This window comes from Paenibacillus sp. FSL H7-0331, from assembly GCF_001956045.1.
Genome location: NZ_MRTH01000022.1, coordinates 107,742 through 128,365, shown reverse-complemented (window position 1 = coordinate 128,365; position 20,624 = coordinate 107,742). Strand labels below are relative to the sequence as shown.

At 45.2% G+C, this 20,624-nt stretch carries 19 protein-coding genes; all 19 read right to left on the bottom strand.

Going from position 1 to position 20,624, the window contains the following annotated elements:
* Window positions 1-281: 281 nt before the first annotated feature.
* The 19 genes from dmpG to BK127_RS27140 all read right to left on the bottom strand — a co-directional run bounded on the left by dmpG (window position 282) and on the right by BK127_RS27140 (window position 20,616).
* Window positions 282-1,292, bottom strand: coding sequence for a 4-hydroxy-2-oxovalerate aldolase (gene dmpG, locus BK127_RS27230; RefSeq protein ID WP_076234944.1), 1,011 nt, complete (start codon window positions 1,290-1,292; stop codon window positions 282-284).
* Window positions 1,282-2,187: an acetaldehyde dehydrogenase (acetylating) gene (locus tag BK127_RS27225; protein ID WP_076234941.1), complete on the bottom strand. Its 906-nt coding sequence runs from the start codon at window positions 2,185-2,187 to the stop codon at window positions 1,282-1,284. The genes dmpG and BK127_RS27225 overlap by 11 nt, the downstream gene beginning before the upstream one ends.
* A gap of 23 nt (window positions 2,188-2,210) precedes the next feature.
* Entirely contained in the window at window positions 2,211-3,383 is a 1,173-nt protein-coding gene (locus BK127_RS27220) for a UxaA family hydrolase (protein WP_076234939.1), read from the bottom strand.
* Window positions 3,373-3,684, bottom strand: a complete 312-nt coding sequence (locus BK127_RS27215; RefSeq protein ID WP_305954328.1) for a UxaA family hydrolase — start codon at window positions 3,682-3,684, stop codon at window positions 3,373-3,375. Before BK127_RS27215 ends, BK127_RS27220 begins: the two co-directional genes overlap by 11 nt.
* Window positions 3,685-3,728: 44 nt before the next feature.
* Window positions 3,729-4,694 (bottom strand): sugar phosphate isomerase/epimerase family protein, encoded by a 966-nt coding sequence (locus BK127_RS27210; protein ID WP_076234936.1) that lies wholly within the window; start codon window positions 4,692-4,694, stop codon window positions 3,729-3,731.
* A gap of 19 nt (window positions 4,695-4,713) precedes the next feature.
* Window positions 4,714-5,718: a Gfo/Idh/MocA family protein gene (locus BK127_RS27205; protein WP_076234934.1), complete on the bottom strand. Its 1,005-nt coding sequence runs from the start codon at window positions 5,716-5,718 to the stop codon at window positions 4,714-4,716.
* Between the two features lie 32 nt (window positions 5,719-5,750).
* Complete coding sequence (locus tag BK127_RS27200) at window positions 5,751-7,004, bottom strand: nickel pincer cofactor-dependent isomerase, group 22 (RefSeq protein ID WP_076234931.1); 1,254 nt, start codon at window positions 7,002-7,004, stop codon at window positions 5,751-5,753.
* Between the two features lie 17 nt (window positions 7,005-7,021).
* On the bottom strand, window positions 7,022-8,014 hold the full coding sequence (locus BK127_RS27195) for a 4-hydroxythreonine-4-phosphate dehydrogenase PdxA (protein ID WP_083689618.1): 993 nt from the start codon (window positions 8,012-8,014) through the stop codon (window positions 7,022-7,024).
* 30 nt (window positions 8,015-8,044) lie between these two features.
* Window positions 8,045-9,067: a Gfo/Idh/MocA family protein gene (locus BK127_RS27190; RefSeq protein ID WP_076234926.1), complete on the bottom strand. Its 1,023-nt coding sequence runs from the start codon at window positions 9,065-9,067 to the stop codon at window positions 8,045-8,047.
* Window positions 9,068-9,106: 39 nt separating this feature from the next.
* Window positions 9,107-9,937: a carbohydrate ABC transporter permease gene (locus BK127_RS27185; RefSeq protein ID WP_076234923.1), complete on the bottom strand. Its 831-nt coding sequence runs from the start codon at window positions 9,935-9,937 to the stop codon at window positions 9,107-9,109.
* The gene (locus BK127_RS27180) at window positions 9,937-10,806 is read right to left on the bottom strand and encodes a carbohydrate ABC transporter permease (protein ID WP_256711472.1); all 870 of its coding nucleotides are present in this window, start codon (window positions 10,804-10,806) and stop codon (window positions 9,937-9,939) included. Before BK127_RS27180 ends, BK127_RS27185 begins: the two co-directional genes overlap by 1 nt.
* Before the next feature lie 105 nt (window positions 10,807-10,911).
* Entirely contained in the window at window positions 10,912-12,186 is a 1,275-nt protein-coding gene (locus BK127_RS27175; RefSeq protein ID WP_076234919.1) for an ABC transporter substrate-binding protein, read from the bottom strand.
* Between the two features lie 102 nt (window positions 12,187-12,288).
* Window positions 12,289-13,863 carry a response regulator transcription factor gene (locus BK127_RS27170; RefSeq protein ID WP_076234917.1) on the bottom strand — a complete coding sequence of 525 codons (1,575 nt, stop codon included), beginning with the start codon at window positions 13,861-13,863 and terminating at the stop codon, window positions 12,289-12,291.
* Window position 13,864: 1 nt separating this feature from the next.
* On the bottom strand, window positions 13,865-15,610 hold the full coding sequence (locus BK127_RS27165; protein ID WP_076234915.1) for a sensor histidine kinase: 1,746 nt from the start codon (window positions 15,608-15,610) through the stop codon (window positions 13,865-13,867).
* Window positions 15,611-15,872: 262 nt separating this feature from the next.
* Window positions 15,873-16,790: a dihydrodipicolinate synthase family protein gene (locus tag BK127_RS27160; protein ID WP_076234913.1), complete on the bottom strand. Its 918-nt coding sequence runs from the start codon at window positions 16,788-16,790 to the stop codon at window positions 15,873-15,875.
* A gap of 17 nt (window positions 16,791-16,807) precedes the next feature.
* Entirely contained in the window at window positions 16,808-17,785 is a 978-nt protein-coding gene (locus BK127_RS27155; RefSeq protein ID WP_076234911.1) for an aldo/keto reductase, read from the bottom strand.
* 50 nt (window positions 17,786-17,835) lie between these two features.
* Window positions 17,836-18,753, bottom strand: a complete 918-nt coding sequence (locus tag BK127_RS27150) for a dihydrodipicolinate synthase family protein (RefSeq protein ID WP_076234909.1) — start codon at window positions 18,751-18,753, stop codon at window positions 17,836-17,838.
* Between the two features lie 40 nt (window positions 18,754-18,793).
* A complete protein-coding gene (locus BK127_RS27145) occupies window positions 18,794-19,636 on the bottom strand; it encodes a carbohydrate ABC transporter permease (protein ID WP_076234907.1) in 843 nt (280 codons plus the stop codon).
* A gap of 38 nt (window positions 19,637-19,674) precedes the next feature.
* A complete protein-coding gene (locus BK127_RS27140) occupies window positions 19,675-20,616 on the bottom strand; it encodes a carbohydrate ABC transporter permease (RefSeq protein ID WP_076234905.1) in 942 nt (313 codons plus the stop codon).
* Window positions 20,617-20,624: the final 8 nt, after the last annotated feature.

The window sequence follows — 20,624 nt, the reverse complement described above, 5'->3', positions numbered from 1 at the left end:
AAATTGAACGGAATATCGCCTTTTTGATTTGAAGCATGCCTTCAATTAATTAAAAGCGCAAGTTTTTCAGTGGCCTCCAACAAAGGAGAGCCTTTTTTATAATATCAGAATTTAAAAGTTTTCAGCGGAGCTGAATATTCTGATATTGCAAGAAAAGCTACATTTAAAACACGGATGTATCTTCACCGAATAGGCTTCGATTAGAGGCTTTTCTTACATTTATATCCATAATTCGATTCTGTTAGACATTAAGACAATTCAAATATGCTTACAGTGTCCAATTATTTACGTAAGCTGGCTGCCACATCGAGAATCATGTCTTCCTGCCCGCCAACCGCTTTGCAACGACCCAATTCCATCAGAATGTCGCGTGGATCGACGTCGAACCGTTTGCCAGCTCTTTCTGCATGGAGCAGAAAGCTGGAATACACACCGGCATAGCCCATGGCCAAGCTTCCCTTATTGATCTCTGGCACACGATGCATGATCGGTGCGACTACATCCTCGGCAAGATCCATCATCTTGTACAAATCGATACCCAGGTGCATATCCATACGCTGAAGGACGGCTATCAGAGCTTCCGTCTGCGTATTACCAGCCCCTGCTCCGAGACAGCGGGTACTGCTGTCGATACGGGTCGCACCTTCTTCAATCGCGACAAGTGTATTAGCTACAGCAAGTGAAAGATTATTATGTGCGTGAAAACCGATTTCACAAGACAAAGCACCCCGCAGCGCTTTGACTCTTTCTCTGACGTCTTGAGGCAGCATCGCACCTGCGGAATCGGTCACATATACAGCCTGAGCCCCATAGCTTTCCATCAGCTTGGCCTGCTCAACAAGAACTTCGACAGGTGCAGAGTGAGCCATCATGAGAAAGCCAATCGCTTCCATACCCAGCTCGCGAGCAACATGAAGATGCTGCGCGGAAACATCTGCCTCTGTTACATGTGTTGCGACTCGCACCAGCTTAGCTCCTATCGAGTGAGCCTGCTTCAATTCCTGTACAGTCCCGATACCGGGAATGAGCAGTACGGCAATCTGCGCTTGCTTGCATTGCTCTACCGCCGTCTCGATAAGCTTCATTTCATCAACAAGCGAACGTCCATACTGAAGTGTTGAACCACCCAAACCATCACCATGACTCACTTCTATATAATGCATGCCCGCATCATCCAAAGCATGGGTAACTGCTCGAACCTGTTCGACGGTGAATTGATGAGCAACCGCATGACTGCCGTCTCTTAGACACACTTCGGTTATTTGAATCGATTCTGTGCTGTTACGCTTCAATCCGTTTCCCTCCTTCCTCTAACAGAGCTCCGGACAACCGATGACGGGCAAATTCTTCACCGATGCGGACAGCAGTAGCTGTCATGATGTCCAGATTACCGGCATACGATTCGAAATAATCACCGGCTCCCTCAACCTCGAGGAAAATCGTTACTTTATCTTCATCAAACAGCAGCTCCTGCTTGAGACGATAGCCTGGAACGTATTCCTTGACTCTGGCCACCATGTCATGAACCGATTGGCTGATAGCAGCCTGGTCCATATTTTTCACTTGGCAGTAAACGGTATTTCTCATCATAATCGGTGGATTCGCCGGATTTAAGATAATAATTGCTTTACCCCGATCGGCGCCTCCGACTTCCTCAATTCCACGGCGAGTTGTGTTCGTAAATTCGTCGATATTGGCCCGAGTGCCGGGACCCGCGCTTTTACTGGAAATGGTAGCGACAATTTCCGCATAATAGACGTCGGCCACGCTGTTAATAGCATGAACAATCGGAATCGTCGCTTGTCCACCGCAGGTAATGAGGTTGACGTTAGGAGCATGAAGATGGTCCTGGAAATTGACTACCGGGCTTAAAAACGGACCACGAGCTGCCGGGGTCAGATCAATGGCCGTTATTCCCAATTGCTGCAGTACCTTGGCGTGACGTACGTGAGCCTTAGCCGATGTTGCGTCAAATACAATATCAGCCAGATCCGGATGATCCACAATGGCCTGTATCCCGTTATCATAGGTGGTATAGCCGAGGGACCGCGCTCTTTGCAAGCCTTCGGAGGCAGGATCAATACCGATCAACGCGGTCAGCTCCAGAACATCGCTTCGTTCCAGCTTATACATCAAGTCAGTTCCAATGTTGCCTGATCCGAGTATAGCTACTTTTACTTTATTCATAGGCTTCTCCTTTCTGATCGTAATTAAAAAGTAGGACCGATACGGTTAATCCCAAAATCGTACTGCTTCAAAATTTCCGACTTCGTCCATTTTCCATCCGATACCATCAGCACCTCGTCATAAATTCGACGGCCAACCTCTTGTACCGTTTCTTTTCCTTCAATAATCGTTCCTGCATTCATATCCATGTTATCGGCCATCGTTTCAAACATGCGGCTGTTCGTTGCAATTTTGATGACCGGAGCTATCGGTGAGCCTGTAGGCGTTCCTCGACCGCTGGTGAATAAAATAACCTGAGCACCACCGGCGACCATACCGGTGAGCTGTTCGATGTCCTGTCCTGGTGTATCCATCCAAACAAGGCCCTTCTTGGTTGGATGCTCAGCGTAATTAATAAGCTCTTGTAGAGGGCGAGTACCCGCTTTGGCGGCGGCTCCAAGCGACTTCTCCTCCAACGAGCTAAGACCCCCCTCGATGTTGCCTGGAGTAGGATTACCCGTACGGATATCAACGCCCATCAGGGTCGCTTTGCTCTCCATCGCTTCGATAACCTCATACACCCGTTTAGCAACTCTGTCGTCAACGGCACGACTCGCCAGCAGATGCTCGGCTCCGATAATTTCAGAGGTTTCCGCCAAAATCGCGGTGCCGCCTCCGTCAACAATCATATCGCTGACGACGCCGACAGCCGGATTGGCCGATAAGCCGGAGCATGCATCCGATCCGCCGCACTCCGTTGCAACGATCAGCTCGCTGATGTCGCATTCTACCCGGCGCTGCATCGATGCTTCCTGAACCATTCTGGCAGCGATCTGTGCCCCTCTGGCAATGGTCATCAGAGTGCCGCCATTTTCCTGAATCGATACAAGCTCGACCGGTTTCCCTGTTTGCTTGGCGATCTCATTGGCTACGCTCCGACCCTGATGCGTTTCACAACCGAGTCCAAGTACAACAACTCCATACACGTTCGGATTGCTTCCAATGCCTACGTAGGTGCGGAAGGTTTGCTCGTAATCCACGCCTACCTGGGCACAGCCGTGCTGGTGAATAAAGGATACAGTGCCTTGCACCAAATCTGTGATGCGGTTAGCTGTTTGTGTGGCGCAAACAATCGTTGGTAAGATCAGTACATGATTGCGAACGCCTACACTTCCATCCTTGCGACGATAACCCCAAAATTTTGAATTAAGCTCCATGTTGATCCCCCCTGCCTCTTTTGCCGTCCAGATTGTGGACATGTACATGCTCGCCTACCTGAATAATCCGGTTCGCCATGCCAATGACTTCACCGTACTTAACAATATCTTCCTCTATGGAAATCGGTCGAACGGCAAACTTATGCCCGAAAGCAATGGAGTCGCGCATCGTAACCGTAAAATGGATATCCTCGACGCGCAGCTCAACCGCAGCTCCAGCAGGGATGTCTCCCAAAGCCATAGCCACATTATCCTTCTTTTTCATCATGACAGCGCGATGCATATTTTCTGTAATATCCAAGCTACTCATCCTCCTGTAACTATCCAGCTCCAACTGTGGTGGGTCTATTTAGCCCAATACATCTCACCAGCAGTCTCGGTAATCATGACCTCTTTTAAAAATTTCACCGCTTTGTGAAAACCTTCCTGTGTGGACATGATCCCATCTTCATGCTCGATACTGATTGCACCACTATAACCAACAGTGCGTAATGCGCTGAACATTTCCTTCCATAACTGCTGTCCATGACCATATCCAACCGTACGAAACGCCCACGAACGATTAACGACATCCTTGTAAGACTTCGTATCCAGCACGCCGTTGAGTTCATTATTACGTTTGAAAATCTCGGTATCTTTGGCATGAAAATGATAAATACGATGACCGAAGCTGTAAATGCAAGCAATCGGGTCCATCCCTTGCCAAAACAAATGACTAGGATCGTAATTGATTCCAACGTTCTTACCGGCAGCTTCACACAGTCGTATAGCGGTCTCTGTATTGTAGACAACAAAGCCCGGATGAGGCTCCACTGCGATCTTGATTCCGTTATCCCTCGCATATTGGCCCATCTTCTCCCAATATGGAATCACTTTTTGCTCCCATTGCCATGTTAAAGTATCGAGAAAATCCGTTGGCCAAGGACATGTGACCCACACAGAACGCAGCGAGTGTTCCGATTCACCCGGACATCCCGAAAAATTAACGACCGTGTCTACACCAAGCTCCTTGGCAAGTAAAATTGTATTGATAAAATCTTCATGGTGCTGATCTGCAATTTGTTTATCGGGATGCAGCGGATTGCCATGGCAGCTTAATGCACTGATCGTGACTTGATTGTCCTCAAGCACTTTTTTTATTTTATTGATTTCCTCCGGATTTCCCAGCACTTCCTTCGGTTTCATATGCTGGTTGCCTACGTATCCGCCAGTAGCTATTTCTATCGTTTGGACACCCTGCCTTGCTACGTGTGCCACAGCGTCTTCAAATGAACGAGTTCGGAATAACTTTAGAAACACACCAAGTTTCATCGCAGTTTTACCTACTTTCTTATTGATAAAATTCGTTCATCATTATTTTTTTGCCCTCTTGTGTGGATTGAATGGCTGCGCATGTAAGCGCAAAGCTGTTAATATTATCTGAAATGGAGGTCGCAGGAGCTCGATGATTACGAATAGAATCGACCAAATCGTTCAGAGATGACAATCTGTCCCCATGCGGCATTACATCTAACTCCACTGCTGTAGGCTCAGACTCCTCTTCCTTCCAAATATAAATTTCATCGTTGGTCATTTCGATACATCCCAAATCTCCACAAATTCGGATATCCCCATTCCAGGTCGTTTCCCTGCCTCTACTCACCCAGCTGCCAAAATAATGAACTTGAATATCGTTTTCAAAACCAATCATGACGCCTGCCGATGGATTTCCGCTGAACCAGCTCCAATCCGGTCGAAAGCTTTGTGAATACACATCTACAGGCTCTTTATCCAATAAAAATCTCATAATATCAAAGTGATGAAGAGACATATCCTCCAACAAAATCTCCTTCATCTCATCCCGCCAGCCTCCGAATTTGACTGCTTTTCTAAAGTCGTATTCGATATAACCGATTTTACCTACGGTTTCCTCTCGAATCAGTCTTTTTAAAGTTTGGATCTGGGGTCTCCAACGATAATTTTGACTTATCATCACTTTCTTGTCATACTTCTTACTTTCTTGATGAAGCTCCATAGCTTCTTCAAAGGTGTGCGTCAGCGGCTTCTCCAGCATGACATGGTACCCAGCCTGCAGCGCCTGCAGTGCCAAATTTTTATGTGTTTTGGGAGGTGTGACGATCAGAACCATGTCCGCGTTCACCGCTTGCGAAGCAGTCTCAAGACTATTGAAAAGCTGATGTTCTGGCAGGTTGGTAATGGCACCAGCTTTCAATAAATTGTCTGGAACGACGTCGACAACAGCGACCAGCTCTACTTGATCATACTCACTAAGAACTTTCAACCATGATTCTCCGAATCTTCCGGCACCGATTTGAATGACTCTAATTTTATCCAAGCTATATACCCTCCAACAACTCGATTCAGACACTAATTGAGGAAAATCCCGTTAACGTCAAACTGCATTTCGGTTACATCACCAACAATCTCAACATGATCCAATGCGCGAATTTCCGGCAGCAGCGCTTCGGAAACATACATGAATTCAATATCAAGCGTATTGGGAATACGGATGACCCGTGCGTGCTCTGGCACAACACCCCAGCTGCAGCGCAATGCGGTTCTCATCGCTTCCAAATCATTGTCCAAAATAATAGGAATCATCGCCCGATGAAGAAAGGTGCTCGTAATGACGTTTTCATTCATTTTATGAAAGTCTATTTTGTCAAACAACCGTTTGGTCGTGATATCGGCCAGACCAATACCTAACGCGTTCCCTTGGCATTCGTCACTCAGATCCCCGGCGATGACATACTTGATCTTGGGAAACTCAGGTTCTTCCTCGCCGAGAATTCGCATTTTGCCAATAATATTCGTGTCCATGCCGGTTCCACTATAATTTTTGCCGATTCTATCGACATGCAGCACATCCAGCTCCTGAATCGGAAGCTTGGGCATCAAGGATGCCGACAATTTGAGCAGCTCCCGCTCCCGCTCTTCAATAAGCTCGGTTGGGATCGCCTCGATTACCGCCGTTTGTTCATGCGCATTTTCCACAATGGCGACACCGCACAAAATATTCGCTTTATTAAAAACGACTCGCGACACTTCAGGCATATAATCGCGTATGCCCTGAATGCCGTAATTGTGCAAGGCAAGCGCCTGCTTATGCTTGCCAAGTCCGATGGCAGCCATCTTCATAATGCCGCTTTCGATACCGATTGGGGATTTGAAGTCGGTATGCACCTTCACTCTGCCGATAAGGATCACACCATCGCCTTCAGAGGCATGACGATCGATATAAACCGGAACGCCTCGTTCTGTTTCACCGATCTGCACCACCTCCATCGAAGAGAGAATCGGAGCCCCGCAATAAGCTTCAGTTACACCGAGGCTTTCAAGCACTTTGATTTGGCCCTCAGCTGTTGCCCCACCGTGGCTGCCCATAGCAGGAATAATAAAAGGCTTGGCTCCAAGCAGCTGTAAATTCACCACAAAGGACTTGATAATTAAAGCAATATTGGCAATCCCCCGGCTTCCTGCCGTTATGGCAATCCGCATGCCAGGCGTTATTTTCGATTCCAATCCAACAAGACTGATTTGATGTCTGACTTCTTCCTCGATGTCCTTAACAGCCGGTCCTGTAAAATGCTGTTTGATACGGACCATCCGTGGCAATTTCATTTGAATTACGCCTCCGATCAGAATCCTGCCAATTTGACGGCCAGCTTCATCGCCTGCTCTGTCGCTCCTGGGTCGGCAATGCCTTGACCTGCAATATCAAAAGCGGTTCCGTGAGCAGGGGTTGTAATAATAACAGGCAAACCACCGCTGACCGTAACTCCTTTATTGAAGCCCATCAGTTTCATCCCGGTTTGAGCTTGATCGTGATACATGCTGACTAAGCAATCAAAAGGATTCGTTTTTAAACGTAGGAAAATCGTGTCTGCCGGATACGGTCCATCCACTTGAATACCTTGTTCCTGTGCTTCCTTGATTGCCGGTTGGATTTCTTCAATTTCTTCCATGCCCAACAAGCCATTGTCACCTGCATGCGGATTCAGTGCGGCTACTGCAATTCTTGGGTTCTCAAAGCCTGCATTCAATAAAGTTTGTTGGGCAAAACGAATGATTCTGCCTACGCGTTCTTTCTTAACAAGACCACTGACTTCTTTCAACGGCACATGTGAGGTTACCCGAGTGAACCATAGATCGCCTAATACATTAATTTCGCTAAATCCTTCTTTGCAATCCAGCAAGGAAGCGAAGAAATGAAGCTCATCCTGAAAATGAAAGCCCCCGCTATGCAGCGCTGCCTTATTAATAGGTGCGAATACGAATCCATCCAACTTTTTCTGTTGAGCAAGCTTTAAGGCATACGTCAACGTTTCGCCAGTCGCTTTGCCGGAATCGACAGATAATTGGCCCTGTGTATAAGCATCCGTTGATAAGTTATGCAAATCGATGAAATACAGCTCATCTTTGTTATCGATTTGTTCAATGTTTTGAATATTACGATAGGACAGTGTTTGACCCGCATCCTTTTGTCCTTGGTTAAGTACACGTTCGTCACCAATCAATACCCATGTTGCCAAATTGCGAACATCTGCGATTTGCAGAACCTTGACTACCAATTCAGGACCGATGCCTGCTGCATCTCCCAATGTAACGCCAATGACCGGTTTTCTTATCATCATTCCCTGCTCCTTTTTATGTGGGTTTCGTTATTGCACGCGCACTATGGTCCCGGTCTCTGCCGATTCTAATGCGGCAAGTATAATCTTCAACGATTTCAAGCCTTCTTCACCGGAAATCGTAGGTTTTGTATTCGTAGCGATATGATGGATGAAGGTACGGACGATACCGCTCTCGGTTTGCTTATCATTCGTGGCGACTTTTCCCATCTGGTGAAGTACTCTTTCGCCATTATTAAAATCAATGATGACGTTGTAGGTAGCATCCTCAATCAGTCGCAAAATACCGTTCTCGCAATACAGTACTGTGCTGTTATCTTCCTTGGCCTTATAAGTCCAGCTGGCAGCCAGCGTCCCGATGATGCCGTTCTCGCTTTTGAGCACACATACAGCGTTATCGTCAACATCCGTATCTTGCTTTTGCAGCGTGCCGACAAATGCTCCTACCTCGACGATCTCCTCTCCCAGAAGGAAACGGATGAGATCCGTCTTATGAACGCCCAGATCACCCATGGCTCCGATAAAGGCGAGCTTTTTTTGGAAAAACCAGCCTCCGGGTCCTTCTATGCTCCACGTTTCAGGACCACCATGTCCAAACGAGGTACGGAACGTCAGAACTCGTCCAAGAACACCGCTGTCCAATATTTCTTTGGCTTTAACATGAGGCAGCATGAGACGCTGGTTATGCCCGATCATCAGGAGCTTGCCGGTTGTCTCCGAGGCTGCAATCATCGCGCTCGCTTCCGCAATGGAGATAGCCATTGGCTTCTCGCATAGAACATGCTTGCCCGCTTCCATAGCAGCTATGCTTACTGGTGCATGCAGCGCGTTAGGCAAGCATACGCTGACAGCATCCAAGCCTTCGTGCTGAAGCAGTTCGCGATAATCCGTATAGGCATTGGCTCCATATAGAGCGGCCATTTCTTCTGCACGTTCCTGATTCGTGTCGGCAACCGCCACGATTTCAACATTGGGCTGGTAGGCATACTCAGGTAAATGCCTTCTTCTTGCAATGGCTCCACAGCCGATAACGCCTATTCGTATGTTTGTCATATGGTGACGCCTCCCTATACCTATCCTTATTGTTATTCTTTAGCCTTTTACAGCTCCCGCCGTAATGCCTTGAATAATATATCTCTGCATAACCAAAAAGAAAATAATGATCGGAACAATAGCCAACGTGAGCGCCGCCAACGCCAAATGCCATTGGTTCGTATATTCACCGAAATATACATACGTTGCGAGTGGAATCGTTTGATTAGCCTTTGCGCTTAGCATGATGAACGGCAGCAGAAAGTCATTCCAAATCCATAATGTATGCAAAATCGCAATCGTCGTCGTGATCGGAGCAAGCAGCGGAAGTAAGATACGGAAAAATACGCCGACCGTGCTGCTGCCGTCAATGGTCGCAGCTTCCTCCAATTCAATGGGGATCCCTTTGACAAAGCCGTGATAAAGAAACAAGGCGAGTGGTGTGCCGAATCCCAGATACATCAAGATCATGCCGTATAGCGAATTAATCAGATGGAAATCCTTGGCTACCTTCACAAGCGGAATCATCATCGATTGAAAAGGAATAACCAACGAGGACAAGATGACCAAAAAAATCACATGACTGACAATACCGGGACTTCTCACCAATTGGTATGCGGCGGCAGAGCTGATGAGCAATATACCCATGACGCTTGCTACTGTAATGATCAAGGAGTTCGCAAATACACCCGGAAAATGAATTTGATGCCATACGGTAACGAAATTGGAAAATTGAAAAGATTCGGGCAGCGACGCTGTTGAGGCCATCACTTCGTTGTACTTTTTAAAGCCGTTAACAAATGTCAAATACAGTGGAAAAAAGAACAGTACGGCCAGGATGATCATGAACAGCTCTATCACGAACTTGCCGAGATTATATTGTTCTTTCATTACATTTCCACCTCCTTGCGCTTCATAACAAACACTTGAACTACGGTAACAGATGCCAAGATGACAAAGAACACAACGGCTTTAGCCGAAGCATACGTGTATTCATTTTTAGTGAAGGCGTCCAGATAAATATGCAGAGCGAGCGATTCCGTCGTTCCGTAAGGTCCGCCTTTCGTCAACGCGAAGTTCAGATCGAACACCTTGAACCCGTGTGAAATCGCTAGAAAGAGACATACGGTAATGGCTGGCATAATCAGTGGAATAATGATCTTCTGAAGCCGATGCCAGCGATTAGCACCATCAATTTGAGCGGCCTCCAACAGATCGGTAGGAATTCCTTGCAGCGCAGCAAGATAGATGACCATCAGATAACCAGCGTAATGCCACACACTCACCAGGATCAGTGACCAGAAAGCGTACTCCGGTATACTGAGCCAGTTTTTTTGAAAAATCTCGATTCCCGTTAGGCTCGCAATTTGCGGAAAGCCTTGTGTAATAATAAACTGCCAGATGAAACCGATCACAAGCGACCCCATCACGTGTGGCAGAAAAAATACGGTTCTTAATGCATTTTTTGTTTTAAGTGCCATATTAAGTACAAATGCAAGAGCAAATCCGACCAAGTTCACCAATATCGTACTGACGAAAACATACTTCATCGTAAAGATAAATGATTTCATATGCTCTGTATCTTCCAGCAGTCGTTTGTAATTGCTCCATCCGGCCCACTTGATTTCACTGCTGATCCCGTTCCAATCCTGGAAGGAGAAAATAATGGCTCTAATAAAAGGCAGCAAAATGAACAAAGCGAAAAAAAGAACAGCCGGGGAGACAAAGGCGATATATATCAATAATTTTCTGGTTCTCATTCGCGACATGAAGAATACTCCTCTTCTCCCGTTTAAACGATCAGCCCATGCCGTTTTGCCTCAATATGACGGGTATGGATGCATGGGCTGACCCCTTGATTTTATTTATTTTTTCACCGCAGTGGTCCACATTTTCTGAATTTCTTCCAGCGTTTTCTCTTTGGTTAACTGACCTCCGACGTAAGCTTGCAGCGCTTTCGTGAATTGCACATCCATCCCGGCAGGCCACAACGAATATGCCCAAGGAATCGTTTGATTTTTCTCAACATACGTGTTCATATCAGCTGCGAGCGGACCCAATTCCTTGGTCGCCTTCATATCCTTAAAGGCCGGGATCAGATGCATCGAATCGACCAAATATTTTTGACCATTCTTATGCAGCCAAATCAGAAACTTCTTCGATTCCTCGACTTGCTTGGAATTTTTGTTGATTACATAGTAAGTAGGAATCCCTACTGGAAGTTTGGTATCGCTTGGGTTGTCGGTTAATGGAATCGCGAACATACCGATATTAAGATTCGGGTTCACTTTTGTGATCAAATCGATCGTCCACACCCCTTGCTGCATCATAGCCGTTTTGCCGGATGAAAAGTCAGCAACCTGGTTATCATAGCTAACACCCACAGACTCAACACCTTTTCCATATTTGACAGTCATGTCCAATACATCAAAAAAGTTATCCATCAGCGGAACGTCTTGTACTTTTGCTGTGCCTCCGTTAATCTTGCCAATTAAATCCGTCGAATCCTTGGCATAAGCGAATGGCAGGTTGAACAGGTTGCGCCCCAATACAAATCCTTCTTTGTATGCTTCGGCATAAGAGGGAATTCCAGCCGCCTTTAACTTTTCATTCATCTGCTTGAGCTCTGTCAAAGTGGTTGGCACCTTGTCAATACCGGCCTTGGCAAACAAGTCTTTATTGTAAATAAATCCATAACCTTCCATAGCTGTTGGGAAACCGTATTTCTTGCCGCCAATGGTCATCCCGGGCATTGCAGACTCCATCACTTGGTTCATCCATGGCTCGCCTGACAAATCAAGCAGTCTTTCACTCCAGTCCTTTACACCGCTGAAGCTTTTGGTGAAAAATACGTCCGGCTCATCCCCGGAAGCAAATCTCGTTTTCAGCATCGTATCCAAATCCCGTACGACCTGGGCATCGATCGTTACGTTGGGATTATCCTTCGTGTAATCGGCTGCCATTTGTTTGATTTGATCGGTAACTTCCACTTTACCCTGAATCAGCTTGAGCGTAATCTTCGGACCTGTACTTTGCTGGGACGACGCGCTTGTTTTGGGGGCTTCCTCCCCCCCGGCACATCCTGCCAGGATGGTAACCATCAAAGCGGTAGCGGTCACTGTGGACATCCATTTTCTCATCTAAGACTCCTCCTAAGTGTTCTTCAATTCATTGTTGAACTATCCTTATTGTAAAGAATTATGACTTCGTCGGGCATGGAATATACGCGCTGAAAAAGGTAATTATTTAATCTCATTTTCTTTACGATACGGAAACGGCGACACGCCGACCTGTTTTTTAAACACTTTACTAAAATAATTCTCATCATCGTATCCGAGTTGATTGGCGATATCGGCTATGGAAAGTGTCGTTCCTTCCAGCAGAGCTTTGGCCCGTTCCATTTTTAAATCAGTTAAATAGCTTACAACCGTTGTATGGTAAGTATCTTTGAACTTCTTGGATATATATTGTGGGCTAAAATGAAATTGCTCGGCTAAAAATGTTAATGAAATGTCCTCATAAAAATGCGTGTCCAAATAATCTTTAATGTCCGCCATACTTCTACTTGATGAGGTAAGCGGATTCAAACCTTCTATTAAAGTGTGGACTTGATCTACGAGTACCTTCTCCCATTCATCCAAATCGTTAATCCACAGTGGCATATACGGGACCTGCACATCATCCGTCTGATTTTGGACCAATTGCTTACAGCGGCCAAGCAGTAAATTCGCTTCCATCGTGCAAACCTGAAGTTCCTTAAGCAGCAATGCTCCTCTTTGCCTTAAAGCGTCTGTGTACTTGTTCAGGAGATCTGTGGCAAACGCTTTGTTGCCCGTTTCTATTACTTTTTTCAGCAAAAATAACTCGTTCATCAAAGATGGCAGCTCGTGCGGCGCTTTAGCAGATGGATGAGCCCCCTCTGACAGCACATCACCATTTAAGAGCGTATTCCTTGCGTCTCCTATAACTTTATGAATGTGTGTTAAATCGGCAAACCCTCTGTTCGAGCCAACCATTACATCGAGTTGAATCGTTTGTTTCCATGCCCGCATCAACCGATCCACATAAAACTTGTAATCATCCTCGTTCGATCCCCAAGTATCTCCACCCATAAGCAGCAGCCATTGGTAGTCATCCAGTCTACAGAGATAATGGGCGAAGTGGCTGCCCAGCGCATATTGGGCAATATTGCCGACCGCATACGTGAACAAATCGTCATCCATCATAAAGCGCTGATCCAGAATACGTTTTCGGTTTTTGGGGAGTATGAGGGCGATTTTGATCGATTGCTCGGGCAGACCCGTTTTCTCAAATATTTTGCGTACGGATGGGGATAAAGGAATCTCCCCGCGGAAGTAGGAGGCAAGCTTTTTTTCGTCCAGCAGGGCATCCGCTTTCCGTACCATATATCCTCTTTCCATTTCGGTTTGCTTCGAGTCCGAGTGTTCCTTCCAAACCTGAATGGCCTTTTGCAGAGCATCTTCTACATCTTTTCTGCGAAACGGCTTTAATATATAATCGACTCCCTTGGCCTTGATCGTTGCGCGGGTGTATTCAAAATCGTCATAGCCGCTGATCACAATAACATGCGTATCGTAGCCTTCCTCCTTTATTTTTTGGAGCAGCTCAATCCCATTCATCTGAGGCATCCTCATATCACAGAACATGACAGCAGGCTTATAGGTCTTCAAGCATTCGAGCGCTTCTATCCCGTTCTCAGCCATATACCTGCCAGTAACACCAAATTTCTCCCAATCGACTGACAGGTCAATTGCCTCTCTAACGTGCTCTTCATCATCGACAATTAATACATTCATACTATAGGTCCTCCTGGATCGGAATAATCAAACTAATTTCCGTTTTGTCATAGGGTGTACTGGTGATATGCCACTTAAATTGATCTCCATATTTGAGCCGTAATCGCTGCAGCACATTGATGAGACCAATGCCACCTTCCTCTCGTTTGTAAACGTTAGGTTCGTTAAAGCGCAGCTGAACCTGTTCGATTTCGTTATAATCCATCCCTTTTCCATTGTCTGTAATGTGAATGGTCAACCATCCAGAATCCAGCGCCATGTCCAAATGAATGGTACCCATGCCTGTCCCGCTTTCGATGCCATGAATAATGCTGTTCTCCACGAGCGGCTGCAAAATCATTTTGGGAACCCTCACTTTCAGCGCGGCCGACTCACTGTGTATGGTGTATGATAGCTTGTGTTTGAACCTGTTTTCCTGAAGCGATAGGTAATCCTCGATATGCTCGATTTCCTGCTGCAAGTAAACGGTTTCCGTATTGAAATCCATGCTGTACCTCAAGATTGACCCGAGCTGAAATATTTTATCGTTAATTTCCTCGACCCCATGACGGAGTGCTACGGTACCAATCGATTGCAGTGTATTATATAAAAAATGCGGATTGATTTGCGCCTGCAGCATTTTTAGCTGGGCCGTTGAGATTTCAATGCGCTGTTCGTACTCCCGAATAATCATTTCCTTCAAATTGCGAACCATCGTTTGAAAACGAAGCTCGAGAATGCCGATTTCGTCCTCTCGGGTCTTGAATTCTTCGACATCGAACTGTCCGATTTCCACTCGGGTCATATTGCGAATCAGCCTTTTAATTGGCGTAATTGTGGAGTAGGATATGATGAATGTAAACAATAGAATGAATGCAAGCGCTATAAACTGGATCGCAATAGATTGGTCCAACGTTTTTTGGGCCGCCTGGTTAATGAAATCCGAAGGAATAAATTTGATCATGGTAAGTGGCATCTCATAAAACGTATCGTTAACGATGATGAATACTCCCTTTTTTCCGTTATATTCACCGTATTGATAACCCGGCTGCTCATCTTGTATATTCAAACCAAGCTCTGATTGCTGTATAGCAGATGCATCCAATGCTTCTCTTGACGTATACATAAGCTCTCCGCTGCCATTCATAAACATAAATAGCGACTCTTGACCCGGATCGAATAGCTGTCTGCTTAAACGTCCAATCTCGTCTAACGAAATATACATGGACAGCAGCCCCAGCACATTAGGCTTCGGATAATCAATAAGCTTTTTATTAATGGTTAAATAACGGTTGCCATTCAGCTGCTGCATCTCATAAGCACGAAGGTTATCCCATGATTCTTTGTGATCGGATGGAAGCTGCAGTTGTTGGGGAATACTCAAGACTGAATAATTAAACTTTGCATATTTTTGTCCACTTATCCCACTATGAAAATTGACTACTTTAATTTCAGGCCGACTGTACATTAAATAAGCCACTTGACGGTCGATATACATATCCTGCTGAAAATTCGTTTTTTCCAGCCAAAGGTACTCCATCAGGTTTTGATCGTAGTACCAGGATACCGATAATTGATTTAATTCCTCTAAATATTTTTTGACGTTTTCCATGCCAATACTCATCGTTTTCCGATTCAGCTCGATCATGTTCGCCTGAAGTGTAGCTGAGGTTGATCTGTATGAAATTAAGTTGGAGCATATAAAAGGAATGGTCGTGGCCAGAAGTGACCAAACTAACAATTTGATAAATAAGCTTCGTTTATACATTCAGGTCACCTGCCTCGTCAAGTCATGTAAGTTTCTAAAGCATCTGATCATTATAACAAATCCTCATGACAGAAATAATGTAAAATTACAGATGAAATAAGGATTATTTTAATGTAATCTATGCAATAATAAAACAAATCCTTTTTGGCAAATACCGGATCGTATATTATTGTCCCCAACTTCAGGTTTCTCTACATGAAAATAAAAAAAAGGCTGATCATCAACAATGTGAGATCAACCTTTTCATATTTAATGTGACTATTTATATCGATTTAATCTGATTTCGCAATTCATTATCCGACAATCTTAATTGTTCAATCTCCTGCTTCATATATACATTAAAAAGCTCCTTACTGACCGTACGTCCATCCAATAAAATTTCCAAGCCTTCCAATTGCAGATAATATTTGGAGCCTGCCGGATAGAGCACACGTCCCATGGCGGAAGACATTCCGATATAATTTTGCAATCGTCTCGCTTGCTCCGGATTCGTTGCGTAAAGATCAAACAGTCTGACATATAAATCAGGTTGGAAGTTGGCCATAATTCCACTATAACCTGACGCACCTTGTTCTAAGGAACTTAATAGTGTTGCCGATTCTGCATTAAAGATTTGCAGCTGTGTGCCTTTCACGGCTTCCAGCTTGGCTTTCATATGCGCCGGGACACCTTCAGTATCCTTCAGGAAATAAAATCGGCTCGTATCCGCACACCATTTCAGTAATTCGGGTGTTAAGGAGCGTTTGTATGGAACCGGGCATTCGTAAAGTCCAAACTTAATATGCGGCACATTAGTCAGGATGGTCTCGACATTTTGTTTAAAAACCTCTGCAGATTCGTAGGCAGTAGCCAAACGATTCACATTTAATACGAAGGCATCCACACCCGTAGCCGATATTTGTTTAATTTCCTCGATTTGGTCCTCTATCGAATAAGAAATATGGCCAGATGCAACTACCGGTACCCTGCTGCCTGCTTGTTCCTTAACAAACTTCGCTAGCTGCACACGTTCGGCTAACGAGAGATGATACATTTCGCTTGATAGGCATACGGCAAACAATCCATGTACGCCTTTCGCTATATACCATTCGATCAACCGCTCCAACCCATCGTAATCTATTTGTTTGGTTGCCTTGAATGGAGTAACCATTGTTGGCCATATACCTTTAGTGATAGTCATGGTTAGTTCCTCTCTTATTAAGGTAATTTTACGCCACGGGCACTGACATAGAGCTGATACCATTCTTCCCGTGTCATTAGATCTGCTTGACGATCAGCATCTCGGCAGGCAACAATCCTCTGCAGATTGGTCGTACCGATGACAGGCTGGATTCGAGATGGATGCCTCATCAGCCAACCAAGTACAATCGCCTCCTGTGACGTTTCCTTCTGCTGTGCCAGCTTTGCCACTAACGCTGCTGTTTGACGAACAGCTTCCGACGCTCCGTCAATGGGCTGCCCTGAAAATATACCCTTGGCCAGCGGACTCCAAGCCTGAACCTGAATGTGCTCTGTATGGCAATGCTCCAACAAACCATCAGCAAAATTGACGCTGGTTCCAGCTTCCTGATTGATATGAACCCCCTGATCAAGGAAATGCAGATGCGCAAGGCTTATTTCGAGCTGATTGACGATGAACGGTTGCGATGAAGCCTGCTGCAGGAAACGGATTTGTCCTGCGCTCATGTTGGATACACCGAATCGTTTAACCTTGCCTGACGTATACAAGGATTCGATCACTTCGGCAACTTCGTCTGGCTCCATCAATGGATCTGGACGATGAAGCAGCAATATATCCAAAGTCTCGATTCCGAGACGCTTCAGAATTCCCTCGACGGAATTCAGGATATATTGTTTTGAAAAATCATAACGTCCCGGAACATCACCGTCCGCGAAGCGAATGCCGCATTTGGACTGAATAATCATATTATCCCGTAAAGAAGGACGAGCTTTCAGCATTTGCCCGAATACGAGCTCAGCCTTGCCACTCCGATAAATATCTGCATGATCGAACATACTAATACCTGCTTCTAAAGCGGCCTCGGTTACTTGTTCAGCTTGATGTACATGTTCTTTGGTGATAGGCCCATTAGTCCAGTCCCCGCCCAATCCCATACATCCAAATACGAGTCTGCTCGTGTTCAATCCCCAATGTGCTAACGGTTGCGGCTTCATAAATTCCTCCTGCTGCTGATATATAATCGATACGAAACTCCAGCATCGAATTATGAGTTGGCTGTCACTTTATTTACGATATTGCTTTCATACACTTCTAATAATTGCTTAATAATAACAGGATCAGTAAGCGGTGGTGTTGGCAGTTTAGGCAAGCCAGGAATTCCATCGTGCTCCATGATCACTTTAATACCTGGAATCACGCCAACATCCGGACGATCCAGCATTTCATAAACGTTGTTTGCCTGTATTTGCAGCTTTTGTGCTTTTTCCAGATTACCTGCCTTGTATTCATCCCACATGACGCGCATATGTCCGCAGGTCACACTTTGCAGCGCACCTATCGCTCCATCTGCACCTAACAGTGCTCCTGCTTGAACCATTGTATCGACACCGGTGAGCAGATTCAGCTCCGGCATATATTTTCTGATGCGCTCCAAGTAATAGAAGTTGCTGTCCGTATATTTAATACCGGCAAAATTCCTGACCTGTGACATCGTTTCCACAAGCTTCACCGCAGTTGCACGTTTTCCTGTCTCATTATCAATAATCTCCTGATTCCAGTAAATATAAAAAGGAAGATCGGAAGCTTCAGCCAGGTTTTTAAAATACAACACGTTTTCTTGCAGCGTAGCTGAATTGGATAAAGGTACCGAAGACACAGCAAATGCTCCTGCTTTCGTCGCATGACGGGTTAAGTCGAGTGCTTCTTCTTCATTGGAATAGCCGACATGGACAATAACCGGTATCCTTCCGTTATTAATACCAAGCACGATCTCTGTCCACTCTTTTCTCTCAGCTACCGACATCAGCCTGCCTTCGCCTGTGTAACCAAGCATGTATAGGCCATCTGCGCGTTCCTCTACATACTTTTCCAACAGCTTTTCAGCTGAATCCTTTACCAAATTGCCATACTTGTCGAAGGGTGTCACCAGTGCGGGAATAATCCCTGTTATTGTTGCTGCCATAATATTTTTCCTCCCATTTCTATCATTATTGTATGGTTTACTAGCCTTTAATAGCTCCACTCGTCAATCCTGCTATAAAGAAACGATTCAAGAATAAATATACGACCAGCATAGGGATGATCGACATGGTCGTTCCAGCCAGCATCAAATTCCACGAGCTTACTGTTTCTCCTCGACTCTTAAGTGCAACGACACCGACCACAAGTGGCGAATTATTCGGGTTGCCAATTGTGAATACCATAGGAAGCAAGTAATCGTTCCATGCATTCATGAAGGATAATAGGCCAATCGTTGCAATCAAAGGCTTGATCAGAGGAAAAATCATATTCCAAAATATTCTGAAAAAACTGCATCCGTCCATCTTGGCTGCTTCATCAATTTCCGGAGAAATCGTATCGATATATTTGCGGGCAATGTACAGCTGAGTAATGTTAAAGCCCAATATATTGATAATGATAACTCCCCACAGCGACGTGTTGAGATGGAATAATTTGGCCACGATCAGTTGCGGATACAGATACAGGGTACCTGCAGAAATGAACATCGTAGATACGAGTATGACAAAAATCAGATTTTTGCCGGGAAATTTCCCTCTGGAAAACACATATCCACCCATGGTCGAAGTTACAATAGTGCCGACTACAATGAAAAATGTCATATAAATACTATTCCACGTATACAAATCGAAATGTCCCAGCTTCCAAGCATCCACATAGTTTTTAACACTGAAGCTGGTTGGAAGCAAACTGCCCGAGGACATCACCTCCAGATTGGTCTTGAAGGATGAGAGCATCGTATACAAGATAGGAAATAACGTCAGAACAAAGAGTATACTTAGCCCCGTGTACAGTATCGTGGAAGAGATGGCCTTATGGGTATTCATGTGAAGCAAATGCACCTCCTCGGTTCCTAATAAACGGTTTAATCATTTTTGGTCAGCTTATAATACAATCCGGTTATCACAGCAAGCACCATGCCCGTAATGACTGAAAGCGAAGAGGCATAACCGAACTGGTTCATCGAATCGGATACTCCGTAGGAGAAGAAGTATTTGAATACATAGGTCATGACCACTTCTGTTTGTCCGCCAGGCTGTCCATTCGTGAGTACGAGTACCAAGTCGGCCATCTTCATGCTTCCAATGATCGCCAGCATCAATAAGACTTTCATGATAGGCGCCAGCATCGGCAGTGTAATATAGATGAACTTTTGCCAACGGGTTACCCCATCGATTTCAGCACATTCATACAATTCGTTAGGTATCGTCTGCATACCCATTAGAAAGAACACCATATTAATTCCGAAATTGTGCCAAACACTGGCAATGACAATGATGGTGTTAGCAAGTGCCTTCGTACCAAACCATTCAATCGAGGTGTCCATGAGTCCAGTTTTGATAAACACCTGGTTCACGATACCTTGGTAAGGCTCGAACATGAGGAAGAAAATCAGACCGATAACCGCTGTACTAATAATCGTCGGCATAAAGAAAGCGGTACGGAACATCGAATTGATTCGCGTCCCCTTATTGAGCAGCACCGCCAGGAATAAGGCCAACGGAAATTCGATCGCTAGCTTGGCAAAAACGATAATGAATGTATTCAGCAGTGCTTCCCAATATTTGGGATCTCTTGTAAAGGCTCTTACAAAATTATCTAGTCCGATGAATTTGGCCGTCGTTATGCCATCATAATCATAAAATGCCCATTTCATCAGCCACAGCATGGGATAAATCGTAAAGAACGCAAATCCGATCAGCATCGGCAGCAGCATCAGATAGGCTTGAAATGAATCTTTACCGAGCACTCTGCCCACGATGGAATGCTCATACCTTTGGCGGTATTTCAATGTTGCGGTCTTCATAAGCTGCT

Coding starts and splice junctions, on each gene's coding strand:
- BK127_RS27225 (WP_076234941.1), bottom strand. CDS start 2,187: ATGAATAAAGTAAAAGTAGCTATACTCGGATCAGGCAACATTGGAACT.
- BK127_RS27220 (WP_076234939.1), bottom strand. CDS start 3,383: ATGGAGCTTAATTCAAAATTTTGGGGTTATCGTCGCAAGGATGGAAGT.
- BK127_RS27210 (WP_076234936.1), bottom strand. CDS start 4,694: ATGAAACTTGGTGTGTTTCTAAAGTTATTCCGAACTCGTTCATTTGAA.
- BK127_RS27200 (WP_076234931.1), bottom strand. CDS start 7,004: ATGAAATTGCCACGGATGGTCCGTATCAAACAGCATTTTACAGGACCG.
- BK127_RS27195 (WP_083689618.1), bottom strand. CDS start 8,014: ATGATAAGAAAACCGGTCATTGGCGTTACATTGGGAGATGCAGCAGGC.
- BK127_RS27190 (WP_076234926.1), bottom strand. CDS start 9,067: ATGACAAACATACGAATAGGCGTTATCGGCTGTGGAGCCATTGCAAGA.
- BK127_RS27185 (WP_076234923.1), bottom strand. CDS start 9,937: ATGAAAGAACAATATAATCTCGGCAAGTTCGTGATAGAGCTGTTCATG.
- BK127_RS27180 (WP_256711472.1), bottom strand. CDS start 10,806: ATGAGAACCAGAAAATTATTGATATATATCGCCTTTGTCTCCCCGGCT.
- BK127_RS27175 (WP_076234919.1), bottom strand. CDS start 12,186: ATGAGAAAATGGATGTCCACAGTGACCGCTACCGCTTTGATGGTTACC.
- BK127_RS27170 (WP_076234917.1), bottom strand. CDS start 13,863: ATGAATGTATTAATTGTCGATGATGAAGAGCACGTTAGAGAGGCAATT.
- BK127_RS27165 (WP_076234915.1), bottom strand. CDS start 15,610: ATGTATAAACGAAGCTTATTTATCAAATTGTTAGTTTGGTCACTTCTG.
- BK127_RS27160 (WP_076234913.1), bottom strand. CDS start 16,790: ATGACTATCACTAAAGGTATATGGCCAACAATGGTTACTCCATTCAAG.
- BK127_RS27155 (WP_076234911.1), bottom strand. CDS start 17,785: ATGAAGCCGCAACCGTTAGCACATTGGGGATTGAACACGAGCAGACTC.
- BK127_RS27150 (WP_076234909.1), bottom strand. CDS start 18,753: ATGGCAGCAACAATAACAGGGATTATTCCCGCACTGGTGACACCCTTC.
- BK127_RS27145 (WP_076234907.1), bottom strand. CDS start 19,636: ATGAATACCCATAAGGCCATCTCTTCCACGATACTGTACACGGGGCTA.
- BK127_RS27140 (WP_076234905.1), bottom strand. CDS start 20,616: ATGAAGACCGCAACATTGAAATACCGCCAAAGGTATGAGCATTCCATC.